Raw genomic sequence first — 14,564 nt, 5'->3', positions numbered from 1 at the left:
ATGACCACCGCCGACATCCCCACCGCCCGGCCCGGCAGCCGCCCGAGCGCCGTCACCGCCCGCGATCTTTCCCGCGCCACCGCGACCCGGCGCCGCTCGGCGAACCGCCTCAAGCTGTGGGCGGGTTCGGTCTGCACGGCCCTCGTCGTGCTGCCGATCGTCCTCGCCCAGTTGCTCCCCCTGCCGGACGCCAACGACCAGGACCTCAGCTCCCGCCGCCTGCCCCCGCTCACCGACGGTCACCTCTTCGGCACCGACCAGCTCGGCCGCGACCTGCTCTCCCGCGTCCTGCACGGCGGCCAGGTCTCGCTGACGGTCGGGCTCCTCGCGGTCGCCGTGTCCGGCCTGATCGGTATCGCGGCCGGTTCCGCCGCCGGGTACTTCGGGGGGTGGCCGGACGCCGTCGTCTCCCGCATCCTGGAGGCCCAGCTCGCGCTGCCGCTGCTGATGATGCTGCTTCTCGTGGTCGCGTTGTTCGGCTCTTCTGTCACCGTCATCACGGCCGTCATCGCCGTCGCCCAGTGGCCGGAAGTGGCCCGGCTGACCAGGTCGTTGGTGCTGGTCGAGCGGGAGAAGCCGTACGTTGCCGCGGCCCGTGTCCTCGGGCTGCGCAGGCTGACGATCCTGGCCCGGCACGTGGTGCCGAACGTGGTCCGGCCGGTGAGCCTGGTCGTCCTGCTGCTGCTCGCCCAGGCTGTGCTCCTTGAGAGTGCGCTGAGCTACCTCGGCGCCGGCCCCGAGCGGCCGTTCGCCACCTGGGGCCGGATCATCTCCGACGGCCAGGACTACCTCACCACCTCCTGGTGGCTCATTACCCTTCCGGGGCTGGTCATCGCCCTGCTGGTGGTCGGGGTGAACCTGCTCGGGGACGCACTGCGGGACGGCGGCGGCCGCGCGTCCCGGACGAAGGCGGCCAAGGCCGAGGGAGGCATGGCATGAAGGACGGTACGAAAGACGGCACGAAGGACGGCACGCCTCTGCTCGACGTACGCGGGCTGCAGGTCGAGCTGGTCACCGAGCGCGGCATCGTACGGGCCGTCGACGGCGTCGACTTCACCGTCGCGCGCGGGGAGACCGTCACCCTCATCGGGGAGTCCGGCTCGGGCAAGTCCACCACCGCCATGGCAGTGCTGCGGCTGCTGCCGGACGGGCTGGCCGTCCTCTCCGGCAGCGCCAGGATCGCCGGCCGCGACACCGTCGCCGACCCGGACGCGGCGCGGGCCGTACGCGGCCGCACCGTCTCGCTCATCCCGCAGGATCCGATGACGGCGCTCAGCCCCGTCCACACGGTCGGGCGCCAGCTCGGCGACGCGATCCGGCTGCGTCACCGCTCACTCGGCCGGGCCGGGGCCAGGACCCGCGGCATCGAGCTGATGCGGCAGGTGCACATCACCGAGCCGGAACGCCGCTGGAAGGCGTACCCGCACGAGTTCTCCGGCGGCATGCTGCAACGTGTCCTGATCGCCATCGCGCTCGCCGCAGAGCCGGAACTGCTCGTCGCGGACGAGCCGACCTCGGCGTTGGACGCCACCGTCCAGGCAGGTGTCCTGGACCTGCTGATGGAACTGCAGGAGCGCACCGGCGTCGCCGTCCTCATGATCACGCATGACCTCGGGGTGGCCCGGATCGTCTCCGACCGTATCCACGTGATGAAGGACGGCCGCTTCGTCGAGTCCGGCACGGCCCAGCAGATCGTCGACGCCCCCGCCGAGTCTTACACGCGCGACCTGCTCGCTGCCGTACCGGCGCTCGGGCCCTGGGACGAGGACGAGCGGACCGTCTCCGAAACCGCTGAGTCCACCCCGAAGGTGATCCCCCATGGCTGAACCGACCGACACACCGCTGCTCGCGGTCGAGGACCTCGTCGTCGAGTTCCCGACCGCGAACGGCCCGTACCGCGCCGTCGACCAGGTCTCCTTCACCGTGCCGCACGGCGGCAGCCTCGCCGTCGTCGGCGAGTCGGGCTCGGGCAAGTCGACGATCGCCCGCGCTCTGGTGCGGCTCCTCACCCCCGCCTCCGGACGGATTGTGCTGGACGGTACGGACATCACCCGGCTTCCGGAACGCCGCCTGCGCCCGCTGCGCCGCCGGGTCCAGATGGTCTTCCAGGACCCGTACGGTTCGCTCGACCCGCACCTGACCGCGGGCGAGATCGTCGCCGAACCCCTGCGGGTCGCGGGCATCCGCGATCGCCGCGAACGCGAACGCCAGGCGGCCGGACTCCTCGACCGCGTCGGCCTGCCCGTCACCGCCGCCACCCGGCGGGCGCCGGAGTTCTCCGGCGGGCAGCGCCAGCGCATCGGCATCGCCCGGGCGCTGGCCTCCCGCCCCGACCTGCTCGTCTGCGACGAAGCCACCTCCGCCCTGGACGTCTCCGTCCAGGCCAAGGTGCTCGAACTGCTGCGGGAGTTGCAGGCCGAGACCGGCGTCGCCTACCTGGTGATCGCGCACAACCTGGGCGTCGTCCGCGACCTCAGCACCGACCTGCTCGTCCTGCGCAACGGCCGGGTCGTCGAGACGGGCCGTACCGCCGACGTCCTCGCCTCTCCCGCCGAGCCGTACACCCGCGCGCTGCGCCGCGCCGCGATCGACCCGCACGCCGTCCGTGGCATCAAGCCGCGCGCGGTGCTGACGGCGGCGACCGCCGCCCTGTCCGCACCGGACCCCTCATGAGGAGCCGTCCTTCCATGGCCAGCACCACGGCACGGTGGAACGCCGTGTCCGACACCGCACCACTGGATCCTCGTCCGTCCCCCGGCCGCCGCGATACGGAGATTCCGTCCCCCGCCGTCCAGGCCCACGCCGCCAGCCTGTGTGTGCTGGCCGACGGCTCGCTCACCTGTGTCTGGTTCGCCGGAACCCAGGAGGGCGTACCGGACATCAGCATCCATTTCTCCCGCTACAACGGCCCCGGCTCCGCACCCGGCGAGGAGTGGACAGTGCCGGTCAAGGTCTCCGAGGATGCCACTCGCTCCGAACAGAACCCGCTCCTCGTCCCCACCCCCGGCGGCGAGCTGTGGCTGCTGCACACCGCCCAGCTCGCCGGTCACCAGGACACCGCCGAGGTCCGCATGCGCGTCAGCCGCGACAACGGCGCCACCTGGGGCCCCACCCGCACCCTCTTCCCGGCGGACGAACGCGGCGGCGTCTTCATCCGCCAGCCCCTCGTCGTCCTGGACTCCGGCCGCTGGCTGCTCCCCGTCTTCCGCTGCACCACGCCGCCCGGCAGGCCGTGGACGGGCGGCGCCGACACCAGCGCCGTCATGGTCAGCGACGACGAGGGCCGCGGCTGGCGCGAGGTGCCGGTCCCCGGGTCGACCGGCCGGGTCCACATGAACATCGAGCAGTTGCCGGACCGTTCGCTTCTCGCCCTCTTCCGCTCACGCTCGGCGGATGCCGTGTACCGCTCGGTGTCGACCGACGACGGCGAGACCTGGACGGCCCCGGAGCCCACCCCGGTACCCAACAACAACTCGTCCGTGCAGTTCCGCGCCCTGGCCGACGGCCGGCTGGCCCTGATACACAATCACGCCTCAGCCGCGGACGCGACCGACCGGCGCACCAACCTCTACGACGAGATCGAGGACGACGCGGAGGCGATGCGGGCCGCGGAGCAGCGCGCCGCCCGAGCGACGGACCGGGAGATCCCCGAGGTCGACGCCTTCTGGGGCGCCCCGCGCGCCCCGCTCACCCTCTCCTTCTCCCACGACACCGGCCTGACCTGGCCGGACCGCCACGACCTGGTCACCGGCGACGGCTACTGCCTGACCAACGACTCCCGCGAGGGCCGCAACCGCGAGCTGTCCTACCCCTCCCTCGCCCAGACCCCCGACGGCGCCCTCCACCTCGCCTACACCCACCACCGGCGGGCGATCCGGCACATCCGGCTGGAGGCGGCGAGGCTTGAGTGAGGCCGGACAGCGTACAGGCCCGGACGCCGAATCCCCGTCCGGGCCTGTAACCGTGCGAGGCGCCGGTCTTCATGCCTCCGCGCGGCCGGCAGCGAGGTGACCGGCAGCCGCCTGCTGGAGGTGGATGACGTCGGAGGCGATGGAGGCGAAGGTGAAGCCCTGCGCGAGGCGGCGGGCGGCACTCGCACCGTCCGGGTTGTGGATGCCGGCGGCGATACCGGCGGTATCGGCGGCTTTGCGGATGCGCTCCAGCGCGGCCTCGAACTCCGCCTTCAGGGACGGGTCGGTGGAGGTCGCGCCGCCGAGGGCGAGGCGCAGGTCGGAAGGGCCGACGTAGATGCCGTCGAGCCCGGGGGTAGCGCAGATCTCCTCGACGTTCGCGAGGCCGTCCGCGGTCTCGATCATGGCGATGACGGCGGTGGCGCCGTGCGTGTCGGCCGGATCCGGGCCGATGCGTAGCTGGGCGCGCATCGGGCCGTAGGAGCGCTTGCCGTGCGGCGCGTAGCGGGCGGCGGCCACCGCCTCGGCGGCATCGGCCGCGGTGTCGACGAGCGGGACGATGACGGCGGTGGCGCCCGCGTCGAGTGCCCGGCCGATGTAGACCGGGTCGTTGGCCTCGACGCGGACCACGCCGACGGCCGTCGAGCCCTTGACGTCGGTGGCGAGAAGGTTGTGCAGCATGCCCTGGTAGCCGAACAGGCCGTGCTGGGCGTCGAAGGCGAGGTAGTCGTAGCCGAGGAGGGCGAGGCGCTCGGCGGCTACCGGGGAATCGAGGAGGGACCAGTAGCCGAGGAGGGTTTCGCGGGCGCGCAGGGCGGCGGTGAACTCGGCGGGGGTGCGACCGGTGGTCATCAGAGGGCTCCAGCGAGATGAGGCGGGTGCGGATGGCGGCGCGTCGGGGCGGCCGGTGTGTCAGCGGTTGTACGCGGGCATCGGGCCGCGCAGCCGGGCGCCGACCTCGTCGCAGGCGGTGAGCAGGTCGGCGGCGAGTGGCCCCGCCTGGGCGGCGGCGATGTTGGCGCGCAGGTGTGCGGCGCGGGAGCCGCCGAGGAGAAGGAAGTCCGTGGAGTCGCGGCCGAGAAGCCAGCGCAGGGCGAGCTCGGTCAGCGGAATGCCGGCGGTGTCGGCAAGAGCCTGCAGGTCGGCGACGGCGCGGAAGAGTTCCTCGTTCCAGTACCGCTGCTTGTACATGGCGGCCAGCCTGGAGTCGCCGAAGCGGCCGGCGGCCGGGTCCTGGCCGAAGCGGTGGCGACCGGTGAGCAGCCCGCCGCCGAGCGGGTTGTAGACCATGGTGCGCACGCCGGAGTACTCCGCGTACGCGGAGTACTCCTCCTCGATCCGGCGGGCGAGCAGGTTGTGCAGTTGCTGGGCGACGACAGGGCGCGGTGCGCCCACCTCGTCCGCGACCCGCGTCACCTCGGCGATCTGCCAGGCCGCGTAGTTGGAGACGCCCAGCGCCCTGGCCTTGCCCTCGCGGACGAACTCGGCAACCGTCTCAAGGGTCTCGGTGAGCGGCGTGCTGCGGTCCGGCTGGTGCAGGTAGAAGAGGTCGACGTGGTCCGTACCGAGGCGCTTGAGGCTGCCTTCGAGTCCGGCGCGCAGCCCGGCGGCGGAGAGTGGGGCGTGCTCGCCCTGGTCGGGGTGGGGGATGCCCACCTTGGTGCCCAGCACGATCCGGTCGCGGCGGCCCCGCAGCAGTTCGGCCAGGATCCGCTCGCTCTCGCCGCCCGCGTAACCGTTGGCGGTGTCGACGCCGGTCACGCCCGCATCCAGCGCGACGTCCAGCATGTCGGCGGCCGTGGCCCTGTCGGCGGTGTCGCCGAACGTCATGGTGCCCAGAACCAGCCGGGACAGCGGGACGGGAATGCCGGGGAGCCGGACGGAGGAGGCCGGGCTGGTGGAGCGAGGGGTGTCGGGGCCGGTGCTCACGGCGGGTCCTTCCGGTGACGGGGCGCTGCGGGCACCGCGGCTGCTCCGGGCGGTGCGCTCGGAACGCTCGCATGGATGCGCGCTACGCGCAAGAGGTATCGCGCGGAACGCGCAACCTGTGCGATGATCTGCCCGGGACGCGCCGGACACGACCGTTCCCCAAGGAGGAAGTTGTGGCCACAGCACCGTGCCCTTCGTGCGGCGTGCGGAGTCTGCCCGATGCTGTGCTCGCTCGACTAGCCGTGGACGGCACCGGCCCCGCACCGGTTCTCACCGTGGTCGGCACCGCGGAACCCACCGCCGCTGCGCAGATCGCGCACCTGCTCCGGGTCGGCGAGATCCACCACGGCACCGTCAACTCCCATGCCCCCGACGGCCGTACGGTCGTCACCCGCCCGGGTAGCTGCGGCGACGAGCACTCCCTGGTCACCATCGCCCGTTCCTTGCGCCCGGCCGGCTACCGACCGGCACCTGCCTGACGACGCTCCGCCGCCCCGCACCTTCACCAACGTCAATGGAGCTTCACCATGACGACCATCCCGACCGCCACCGCCTCCGCCGCTGTCACCGACCGGCGCGAACTTCCCCTCATCGCCGTCACGATGGGTGATGCCGCCGGCGTGGGCCCGGAGGTCATCGTTCCCGCGGTACTGGACAAGGCGACCCTCGGCCGGTGCCGTCCCGTCATCATCGGTGATGCCGGCCGGCTGTACGAGGCCGCCCGCGCCCTCGGCCGCGACACCGGTTGCGAGATCGTCACCGTCGAAGCCCCGGAGGAGGCCGTGTTCACGCCGGGCCGCATCAACGTCATCGATCTCGGGCTCATTCCCGCCGGCCTGCCTTGGGGAGAACGCTCGGCCACCGCGGGCGAGGCCGCCTACCAGTACATCCGCACCGCGGCCGAACTCGCCCTCGCCGAGCGCGTCCAGGGCATCTGCACCGCGCCCCTGAACAAGGAGGCCCTGCACTCCGCGGGGCACGTCTTCCCCGGGCACACCGAACTCCTTGCCCACCTCACCGGCACCGAGGAGGTGTCGATGATGCTCTCGACCGAAAAGGTCAAGGTCATCCACGTCACCACGCACATCGGCCTGATCGACGCCATCAATCTGATCGAGCCAGGTCTGGTCGAGCGCACCGTGCGCCGCGGCCACGAGGCGATGGTCCGGGCCGGCGTTGCGAACCCTGCCATCGGAGTCTGCGGCATCAACCCGCATGCCGGCGAGAACGGCCTGTTCGGCTACGGCGAAGAGGCCGAGAAGATCGATCCCGCCCTGAAGAAGCTCCGCGCCGAGGGCATCGACGCGCGCGGCCCGCTGCCCGCCGACACCGCATTCTTCCTCGCCGCCCGAGGCGACTACGACCTCATCGTCGCCATGTACCACGACCAGGGCCACGGCCCGGTCAAGGTCCTCGGCATCGAGGCGGGCGTCAACCTCACCGTCGGCCTCCCCGTCATCCGCACCTCCGTCGACCACGGGACCGCCTTCGACATCGCAGGCACCGGCCGCGCCGAGCCTGGCAGCATGGTCGAGGCGCTGCGTCAGGCGGCCGAGATGGCGACGGTCACCGTAGGCTGACCCGGCCGCACCGCTTCGAGCCCACCAGCGACGGGAACCGGCTCGGGACACCCTGTCCACTCGCCGGCACCCCTCTCCTCCAGCCAAGGAGTCACCGGCCCACCATGCAGTCCACGCCCGCCATCGGCTCGCGCGAACGCCGCGAACGCATCGAGCATCTGGCCACCACCACCGGCCTGGCCAGCGTCGACGAGCTGTCCAAACTCTTCCGCGTCACGCCCTCCACCATCCGCCGCGACCTGGCACGGCTCACCGCGGAGGGCCGCCTGGCCCGCACATACGGCGGCGTCATGCCGCTCACCGCACACCCCGAGGCTTCCCTGCGCCAGCGCATCGGTGAGGCGTACGAGGCCAAGCAGGCCATCGCGCGGGCGGCTGCCGCACTCGTCGAACCCGGCGAGCACCTGCTCCTGGACGCGGGCTCCACTGTCGGCGCCCTGGCCCACGAACTGCGCACCGCGCAAGACCTGACCGTGGCGACCACCGGCCTGACCGCGCTCAACGAACTCACCGATGCGGAGGGGGTGCGCCTGCGCTGCCTCGGCGGCGATCTGCGCCCGCTGAGCCAGGGATTCGTCGGCCCGTTGGCCGAAGCCGCCCTGGAACGCCTCACCTTCGACCGGGTGTTCCTCGGTACCGACGGCATAGCACCGGGCATCGGCGTCTGCGAAGCCGACCTCGCTCAGACTCGCCTCAAAGAGCTGATGGCCCGCCGCGCCGACCACGTCTACGTCCTCGCCCACGCCGCCAAACTCGGCCGCCGCCCCTTCCACGCCTGGGCTCAGCTCCCGGCAGGCTGGACATTGATCACGGACGCGGAGGCCGAGGAGCGGGACGACGTCGGCAGCACCGTGGACCGGCTGCGCGCGGAGGGTGCCGAGGTCTTGGTCGCTCCGGGTATACGGCGTGAGGGCGAGGACGGGGCATGGCACGGACACCCCGAGGGACAGCAGTCCCGGGAGCGGGCGGATGCAGGGGGAGAAGCGGGTGCACGGCGACGCGACGCGGGCGCCGCCGGGTGAGCGGTCAGGCCGTGAGGGACGAAGAACCTGACGAAGCACTGCCGGCTCGCGGCCGCGGAGCCGGCCGAGTGGCGTCGTAAGCCGTCGTACGAGCACCCCCCACCCACCTCAGGTGGTCGGCGAGCCCCAGCCCTGCCAGCCGCCCGTCGGCGGCGGGGGCGCCTGCGGCTCCGGGTCGCGCGGCCCGAACAGCCCGGTCAGCACCAGGTGCACGGCCATCGCGGCCCCCGGCCAGGCCAGCAGCGCGCCCTTGGCCTTCAGCTCCAGCGGCGCGTCGAAGCGGCTGCCGTCGCTCATCTCCCTGGCCCGCTGCCCCACGTTCCCGGGCGGGCCCAGCCAGATGCCGAACCGCCAGGCCACCACGGCCCCGATCAGCGAGCCCAGCGCCAGCCCCAGCACCAGCGGCAGCCCGCCGCGGCGGCGCCACAGGAACACCGCCAGCGCCGTCACCGCGCCGAAGGCCAGCCCCAGCAGCGCGAAGGTGCCGTCGATGGAGATGGCGTCCTCGCTCTCGCTCTCCTTCAGCCAGGCATCGCCTCCGCGCACCACCAGCGGCACCCGCGGCGCGAACTGCTCCCACAGGAAGCCCAGCAGCAGGCCCAGTGCCGCCACGCCCACCATGAGCAGGAACGCGTGCCACAGCTCCCCGGCGAGATCGGTGTCGTCGTCGGTCCCGGACTGCCGGCCGCCTTTCCCGCCCGTCGGCGTGCCACCGCCGGAGGCGGGCGGGTACTGCCAGGGGTTGTGGCCCGGCTGCTCGTGCGGGGGTTGCTCGTGCGGCGTCAGGGGAGCTGTCACCCCGTCATCGTGCCAGGGCCGGGGGTGCCCGCCGTAGCCAGGACGGTCGTTCGGAATGTCGCCGTGACCGCCGGCCCTCACGAGCGCAGCGCCGCCCGGCGGTACGCCCCCGTCGCCGCCGCCAGCGCGGGCACCCCGACACCGGCGCAAACGCCCAGGTCGACGAGGACCGCGGCCCAGTCGGGGCCGGGCGCGAAGGTCTCCATCAGCGCCTCCACGCCGTACGTGGACGGCAGCAGGTCGCGTGCGAAGGACACCGGCCCCGGCATCCGCTCCGCGGGCAGCACCCCGAGCAGCAGTGCCGCCGACATGCCGAGCTGGCCGCAGAGCGTCGCCAGCTCGGGCCGCGGCGCCAGCAGCCCGAGCACCGCCCCGAGCCCGGCCAGCGCGGCGCCGGACAGCGGTACGACGGCCACGAGGATCCACAGGTGCGTCAGCGGCAGCTCGAAGAGCAGGCTGCCGGTCACGGCCGTGACGACCGTGCCGGGCACGGTGAACGAGGCGTACGCGCCGGCCGCGCCGAGCACCACCGCGGCGGGCGGCACCGGGAGCGTCGCGTAGTGGTCGAGGCCGCCGGTGGCGCGCAGCTGGCCGAAGTACTGGGCGAGCAGGTTCAGCGCCACGAACGCCACGATCAGCACGGTCGACCCGGCGACCACCGCATGGGCCTCGGAGCTGCGTGCCTCCGCGTCGACCACGCCGCGCATCAGGACCATGATCCCGATGGACTGGAAGGTGGCGACGAAGAGCAGCGGCAGCCGGGCGACCTTGGCGCGGGAGAGCTGGGCGCGGTAGACGGCGGCGAGGGCCGGGAGGAGCGGCACGCGGGGCGCGAGCGGGACGGAGGCGGCGGGCCGGGCGGAGCCCTTGCCGGTGCCCACGGCGGCTCCGTCGGCCTCGGCGGCTCCGGTGCCCTCGGCGGTTCCGTCCGGCATGGCGGTCCCCCCTGCGGTCCCGTTCGCGGGGGCGGGCCCGGGAACCGCCGCTCCCGTAGCCGCGGGCCCCGAGCCGTCGGGCGGGGCCTGCGCGAGGCCGAGGTGTCCGTCCGTCATGCCTTCACCAGTCCCTCGTCCCGCCCGCCGAGGGCCAGGTACACGTCCTCCAGGCTCGGCGTCGTCAGCGTGAAGTCGTCCAGCGCGGCGAACGCGGGACCGCCCGTGACCGCCGCGACCGCGGCGCGCGCCGCGTCCTCCGGCAGCCGCAGCGTCCAGCGGCGGCCCGTGCGGCGGGCGGTGCGGGCCAGCTCCGCGATCTGCGGCAGGCCGAGCGGCGGCTCGTCGCGCCAGACCAGGTCCACCCGGACCTCCCCGCCCACCAGGGCCTTCAGCCCGGCGGGGGAGTCGCAGGCGATGACCCGGCCGCGGTCGAGCACCGCGACCCGGTCGAGCACGGTCTCGGCCTCGATGACGTTGTGCGTGACGAGCAGTACGGTCGCGCCCCGCTCGGCCCGGCGCCGGTCGATCGCCGCCCACACCGCGCGGCGGGCCACCGGGTCCATCGCCGTGGTCGGCTCGTCCAGCACCAGCAGCGGGCGCTCGCCGACCAGCGCCGCCGCCACGCACGCCAGCCGCCGCTCGCCGCCGGAGAGCCGGCGCAGCGGGCGGTCGGCGAGGCGGTCGAGGCCGAGTTCGCCGAGCACGGCGTCGCGTTCCGCGCGGGCCGCGGCCGCGGGCAGGCCGCGCAGCCGGGCGGTGGTCTCGGCGGCCAGCGCCACCGTCAGGTCGTCCAGCGCCGTGGACTCCTGGCCGAGGTACGCCAGCAGCCGCGCGGCCAGTTCCGGGCGGCGTACGAGGTCGTGGCCGAACAGCTCGATGCTGCCGGAGTCGGGCCGCAGCAGGCCGGTGAGCTGGCGTACGAGGGTGGACTTGCCGGCGCCGTTGGGGCCGAGGAGGCCGAAGATCTCGCCGGCGTGGATGTCGAGCCCGACGCCGTCGCAGGCCCGTACGGGACCGGCGGGGGAGACGGGGGACGCGGGCCGCTCGGCGTCCCCGTGGGCCGCCCTGCGCCGCCGGCGTCTCTCGCGGGGCGCGGGATAGGTCTTCACGAGCGCGCGCACGGCACACACCACCGCGCCCGGCGGGGTGGCGGTCCCGGCCGCGGCAGGACCCGCCGCTTCGCTGCGCGTACTCACGAACTACGAGGGTACGCGGTGCCGGACGGCCCGCCCGCCGGGGGGAGGGCTGCGCGGAGCCTGGACGGATTCCGTGCACTCCGGTATGACCTGGACATGTCGAAGAAGACGCGCAAGCGCAAGTGGCGTACCCGCAAGGGCAGGGCCAACCACGGCCGCAGGCCCGCCTGACGGGACCCGGCCCGAGCAGCGGAGATCCGGTCCGCCCGGCGGGTATCCGGCTCGCCCGGCGCCGCGTCAGCGGCCGTCGCGCGCGATGGGCGCCACGACCGCGCCCGTCAGCTCCGCCAGCACCGTCGGTGACAGCTCCACCTCAAGGCCGCGCCGGCCCGCGGAGACGCAGACCGTCGGCCGCCCCGCGGCCGAGGAGTCCAGCACCGTCGGCAGCCGCTTGCGCTGGCCCAGCGGGGAGATGCCGCCGCGGACGTAGCCCGTGGTGCGCTCGGCGTGCGCCGGATCCGCCATCACGGCCTTCTTGCCGCCGGCCGCCGCGGCCAGCGCCTTGAGGTCCAGCGCGCCCGAGACCGGCACGATCGCGACGGTCAGCGCGCCGTCGACCTCGGCGACCAGGGTCTTGAAGACCTGGCCCGGATCGACGCCGAGCGCCTCCGCCGCCTCCTCGCCGTACGACGCGGCGGCGGGGTCGTGGGCGTACGCGTGGACGGTGAACTCGGCGCCGGCCTTGGTCAGCGCCACCGTGGCCGGGGTGGATCCGGCCTGCTTCTTCTTGGCCATGGGGAAGGGAACCGGGGTCAGTTGGGGCTCGTCGGGTGCCGCGTCAGGTCGACCGCGGGCAGCGACGGGAGCTTACCCAGCACCGCGCTCTCGCGCCGCAGGATTTTCAGCTCCGCCGACAGCCGCGAGGCGGTGTCCCTGGCCTGGAGGAGCTGCTGCTTCGACGGGGTGTCCAGCACGGCGGCCGCGGCGACGAGATACGACAGCACCGACGGCTCGTCCGGCAGCTCCGTGGCCGCGCCGAGCGAGCGTTCGCGGGCGCCGGCCAGCCTCTTCTGGTACGTCCTGAAGGCCCGTACGACCGCCGCGGACAGCACGCCCGCGCCCTCGCCCGACTGCTCCGGCAGCGCCTCGACCTCACCGGTCAGATACTCGCCCGAGGCGTCCACCGACAGCAGCCGGAACCTGCGGGTGCCGGTGACCAGCACCTCGTACCCGCCGCTGTCCTTCTCCCGGATCGTCGCCGCGTCCGCGACGCAGCCGACGCCGTAGAACGCCTGCATCGGGTCGGCGCCGAAGCCCGCCGCGGGGCCGCGCTCGGGCAGCGCGGTCTGGTCCGGCAGTCCCGGACCCGTGGGCGCGACCTCGCGGCCGTCCCGGATCGCCACCACGCCGAACCGCCGCTCCGCCTCGGGCAGCTTGCGCAGGTCGCGCATCATCGCCCGGTACCGCTCCTCGAACACGTTCAAGGGCATGACGAGGCCCGGGAACAGCACCGCGTTCAGCGGGAAGAGGGGCAGGCGTGCGGTGGTCACAGGCGGATCCTAACGGTCCCGGCCGGTACCTCACTGGCGGCGCAGCGCACGGGAGACGCCGGCCGCCACCGTGGTGGCGAGCACCCATCCGGCGAGCACGAGCACGGTGGCCGTCCACTGGTAATGCCCCGACTGATGCCAGGCGTTGTCCTGGCCCAGGTCTATGACGGGCAGCAGCAGATCGAGCACGTAGAGCGGCGGGCTCCACTCGGGGCCCTCGCCGGGGCGCAGCGCGCGCGGCTCCTGCTGCGCGAAGTACAGCGAGCCGACCGCCCAGATCACCGCCATCCACACCACGGCGCGGGTGGGGCGGTAGCCGTACGCGACCGTCCAGTCCTGCAGCAGGCCCCACGCCTTGCCGGTCACCGGCAGCGTCTCGCGCTGGCGGCGGTGCTTGGCGAGCATGACCTCGCGGGCCTCGTGGTCCTCTCCGGTGTTGCGCAGGACGGCGGCCAGCAGCTCGTACGGCTCGGGGGAGAACTCCGGGGTGGCGGCCTCCACCCACTCCAGCCGGTGCACCAGCGGGAAGGCGCCGACGGGTATGAGGTGCTCGTAGAAGAACCCGGCCATCGCCAGCCGGCCGGGTCCCGGCCAGCTCGTGTACTTGTCGCGGAGGTTGACCACCCGGGCGCCGGAGAGCACCACCCTGCCGCCCTCCGGCTCGCGGCCCATGAAGCGCAGCTCGGGCGTCTGGATCCGGCGCAGGGACATCTCCTGCTCCGGATCCATCACGAAGCGCGCGCCGTCCAGGTCGATGGAGTCGCCGAAGCGGCCGTCGTCCAGGCGCAGCCCGCCGTGGCACTCGAAGCGCTGCATCCGCGTGCCCCGCGGCGGGGTGTGGCCGCTGATGCCGTACGGGGGCGTGGCCCCGCCCGTCGCGGCCTCGGGAACCGCCGCCGGGCCCATGTGCAGCGAGCGCTCGACGGTGAGCTGCGGCGCGTTGAGCGCGCGCTTGCCGTACGGGTTGCGCAGGACGCTGCCGCTCAGGTTCAGCGAGACGCCGACGGTCGCGCCGCGCATCCGCAGCTCGCCGTGCGCCTGCAGCAGGTCGGCCTGGAGGTCCTGGCCGACGGTGATGCCGTCGGCGGCGACGGCCACACCGCGCCGGTCACGGCCGACGGTGAGCTGGCTGAGCAGCAGGTCCGTGCCTATGTGGGCGTCGGTGAGCCGGATGCCGCCGTCCACCGTGCAGCGGGGCATGTGCATGTCGCCGCTGGTGGTCAGCCGGGCGGCCTCCAGCCGCGGGACCGAGCACTCCACCAGGCGCAGCGTGGCGAAGGAGCACTCGGGCAGCAGCATCTCGTTCTCGAAGCGGCAGTTGCGCAGCTCCACGTACGGCTCGACGCTGCCGCCGGAGAGGTCGAGCGTGCCCGTGACGTACGCCCCGGCCAGCTTCAGCGACGAGACGCGGCCGGGACGGGCCGGCGGGCCGTGCAGCAGGAGCCGGGCGAGTAAGGAGGCGCGCACGCTGCGCTCCGGCCCCCAGATGTGCAGCCCCGCCGGGTCGTTCTGCCCGGGATCGCGCGAACGCAGATCGTATGTCGCTCCTTCCTGGAAGGCATCCCACAGCCCCCGCTCCGTCGCCGAAAGGTCCTCGGGCGGCTCCGCCCGGTCGTGCTGTGCAGCGGTCAACGACACGCTCCCCTGGTCTGCCCGCGTCCGTCCCGTACGGCTCTGATTCCCCTCGGGGCGGCACACTGAAC

15 protein-coding genes are annotated in these 14,564 nt (G+C 73.6%); 7 read left to right on the top strand and 8 right to left on the bottom strand.

All coding sequences use genetic code 11. The features are described from left to right. The 4 genes from OG946_RS07695 to OG946_RS07680 are packed head-to-tail and all read left to right on the top strand — an operon-like array spanning position 1 to position 3,911. Positions 1-939 (top strand): ABC transporter permease, encoded by a 939-nt coding sequence (locus OG946_RS07695; RefSeq protein WP_326795382.1) that lies wholly within the window; start codon positions 1-3, stop codon positions 937-939. Further along, positions 936-1,826, top strand: coding sequence for an ABC transporter ATP-binding protein (locus OG946_RS07690; RefSeq protein WP_326795381.1), 891 nt, complete (start codon positions 936-938; stop codon positions 1,824-1,826). The genes OG946_RS07695 and OG946_RS07690 overlap by 4 nt, the downstream gene beginning before the upstream one ends. Further along, the gene (locus tag OG946_RS07685) at positions 1,819-2,673 is read left to right on the top strand and encodes an ABC transporter ATP-binding protein (protein WP_326795380.1); all 855 of its coding nucleotides are present in this window, start codon (positions 1,819-1,821) and stop codon (positions 2,671-2,673) included. Before OG946_RS07690 ends, OG946_RS07685 begins: the two co-directional genes overlap by 8 nt. Positions 2,674-2,687: 14 nt before the next feature. Then, positions 2,688-3,911, top strand: a complete 1,224-nt coding sequence (locus OG946_RS07680; protein ID WP_326795379.1) for a sialidase family protein — start codon at positions 2,688-2,690, stop codon at positions 3,909-3,911. A gap of 69 nt (positions 3,912-3,980) precedes the next feature. Here OG946_RS07680 and OG946_RS07675 read toward each other — a convergent pair whose 3' ends face one another. Both OG946_RS07675 and OG946_RS07670 read right to left on the bottom strand, forming a co-directional pair. Further along, on the bottom strand, positions 3,981-4,763 hold the full coding sequence (locus tag OG946_RS07675; protein WP_326795378.1) for an HpcH/HpaI aldolase family protein: 783 nt from the start codon (positions 4,761-4,763) through the stop codon (positions 3,981-3,983). A gap of 60 nt (positions 4,764-4,823) precedes the next feature. Next, on the bottom strand, positions 4,824-5,840 hold the full coding sequence (locus OG946_RS07670) for an aldo/keto reductase (RefSeq protein ID WP_326795377.1): 1,017 nt from the start codon (positions 5,838-5,840) through the stop codon (positions 4,824-4,826). 224 nt (positions 5,841-6,064) lie between these two features. On the opposite strand from OG946_RS07670, the gene OG946_RS07665 reads away from it, so the two are divergent. The 3 genes from OG946_RS07665 to OG946_RS07655 all read left to right on the top strand — a co-directional run bounded on the left by OG946_RS07665 (position 6,065) and on the right by OG946_RS07655 (position 8,442). Then, positions 6,065-6,319 carry a hypothetical protein gene (locus OG946_RS07665; RefSeq protein WP_326795376.1) on the top strand — a complete coding sequence of 85 codons (255 nt, stop codon included), beginning with the start codon at positions 6,065-6,067 and terminating at the stop codon, positions 6,317-6,319. Between the two features lie 48 nt (positions 6,320-6,367). Beyond that, positions 6,368-7,420 (top strand): 4-hydroxythreonine-4-phosphate dehydrogenase PdxA, encoded by a 1,053-nt coding sequence (gene pdxA / locus OG946_RS07660; RefSeq protein WP_326795375.1) that lies wholly within the window; start codon positions 6,368-6,370, stop codon positions 7,418-7,420. A 104-nt stretch (positions 7,421-7,524) separates the two neighbouring features. Then, positions 7,525-8,442, top strand: coding sequence for a DeoR/GlpR family DNA-binding transcription regulator (locus OG946_RS07655; protein WP_326795374.1), 918 nt, complete (start codon positions 7,525-7,527; stop codon positions 8,440-8,442). A gap of 108 nt (positions 8,443-8,550) precedes the next feature. Here the strand turns inward: OG946_RS07655 and OG946_RS07650 are convergent, their stop codons facing one another. From OG946_RS07650 to OG946_RS07625, 6 genes are all read right to left on the bottom strand, one after another. Then, on the bottom strand, positions 8,551-9,240 hold the full coding sequence (locus OG946_RS07650; RefSeq protein ID WP_326795373.1) for a hypothetical protein: 690 nt from the start codon (positions 9,238-9,240) through the stop codon (positions 8,551-8,553). A gap of 77 nt (positions 9,241-9,317) precedes the next feature. Then, a complete protein-coding gene (locus OG946_RS07645) occupies positions 9,318-10,175 on the bottom strand; it encodes an ABC transporter permease (protein ID WP_442814286.1) in 858 nt (285 codons plus the stop codon). 113 nt (positions 10,176-10,288) lie between these two features. Beyond that, entirely contained in the window at positions 10,289-11,296 is a 1,008-nt protein-coding gene (locus tag OG946_RS07640; protein WP_326800181.1) for an ABC transporter ATP-binding protein, read from the bottom strand. A 312-nt stretch (positions 11,297-11,608) separates the two neighbouring features. Further along, a complete protein-coding gene (gene ybaK, locus OG946_RS07635) occupies positions 11,609-12,106 on the bottom strand; it encodes a Cys-tRNA(Pro) deacylase (protein WP_101425045.1) in 498 nt (165 codons plus the stop codon). Between the two features lie 17 nt (positions 12,107-12,123). Then, on the bottom strand, positions 12,124-12,861 hold the full coding sequence (locus OG946_RS07630; protein ID WP_326795371.1) for an LON peptidase substrate-binding domain-containing protein: 738 nt from the start codon (positions 12,859-12,861) through the stop codon (positions 12,124-12,126). A 30-nt stretch (positions 12,862-12,891) separates the two neighbouring features. Next, positions 12,892-14,493 (bottom strand): oxidoreductase, encoded by a 1,602-nt coding sequence (locus OG946_RS07625; protein ID WP_326795370.1) that lies wholly within the window; start codon positions 14,491-14,493, stop codon positions 12,892-12,894. Positions 14,494-14,564: the final 71 nt, after the last annotated feature.

This window comes from Streptomyces sp. NBC_01808 (genome assembly GCF_035917395.1).
GTDB lineage: Bacteria > Actinomycetota > Actinomycetes > Streptomycetales > Streptomycetaceae > Streptomyces.
This window is presented reverse-complemented; position numbering and strand designations above follow the sequence as displayed.

Excerpts from the sequence above, each read along its gene's own strand:
- OG946_RS07690 (WP_326795381.1), top strand. The coding sequence starts at position 936 with ATGAAGGACGGTACGAAAGACGGCACGAAGGACGGCACGCCTCTGCTC.
- OG946_RS07695 (WP_326795382.1), top strand. The coding sequence starts at position 1 with ATGACCACCGCCGACATCCCCACCGCCCGGCCCGGCAGCCGCCCGAGC.
- OG946_RS07655 (WP_326795374.1), top strand. The coding sequence starts at position 7,525 with ATGCAGTCCACGCCCGCCATCGGCTCGCGCGAACGCCGCGAACGCATC.
- ybaK (WP_101425045.1), bottom strand. The coding sequence starts at position 12,106 with ATGGCCAAGAAGAAGCAGGCCGGATCCACCCCGGCCACGGTGGCGCTG.
- OG946_RS07680 (WP_326795379.1), top strand. The coding sequence starts at position 2,688 with ATGGCCAGCACCACGGCACGGTGGAACGCCGTGTCCGACACCGCACCA.
- OG946_RS07685 (WP_326795380.1), top strand. The coding sequence starts at position 1,819 with ATGGCTGAACCGACCGACACACCGCTGCTCGCGGTCGAGGACCTCGTC.
- OG946_RS07675 (WP_326795378.1), bottom strand. The coding sequence starts at position 4,763 with ATGACCACCGGTCGCACCCCCGCCGAGTTCACCGCCGCCCTGCGCGCC.
- OG946_RS07645 (WP_442814286.1), bottom strand. The coding sequence starts at position 10,175 with ATGCCGGACGGAACCGCCGAGGGCACCGGAGCCGCCGAGGCCGACGGA.
- pdxA (WP_326795375.1), top strand. The coding sequence starts at position 6,368 with ATGACGACCATCCCGACCGCCACCGCCTCCGCCGCTGTCACCGACCGG.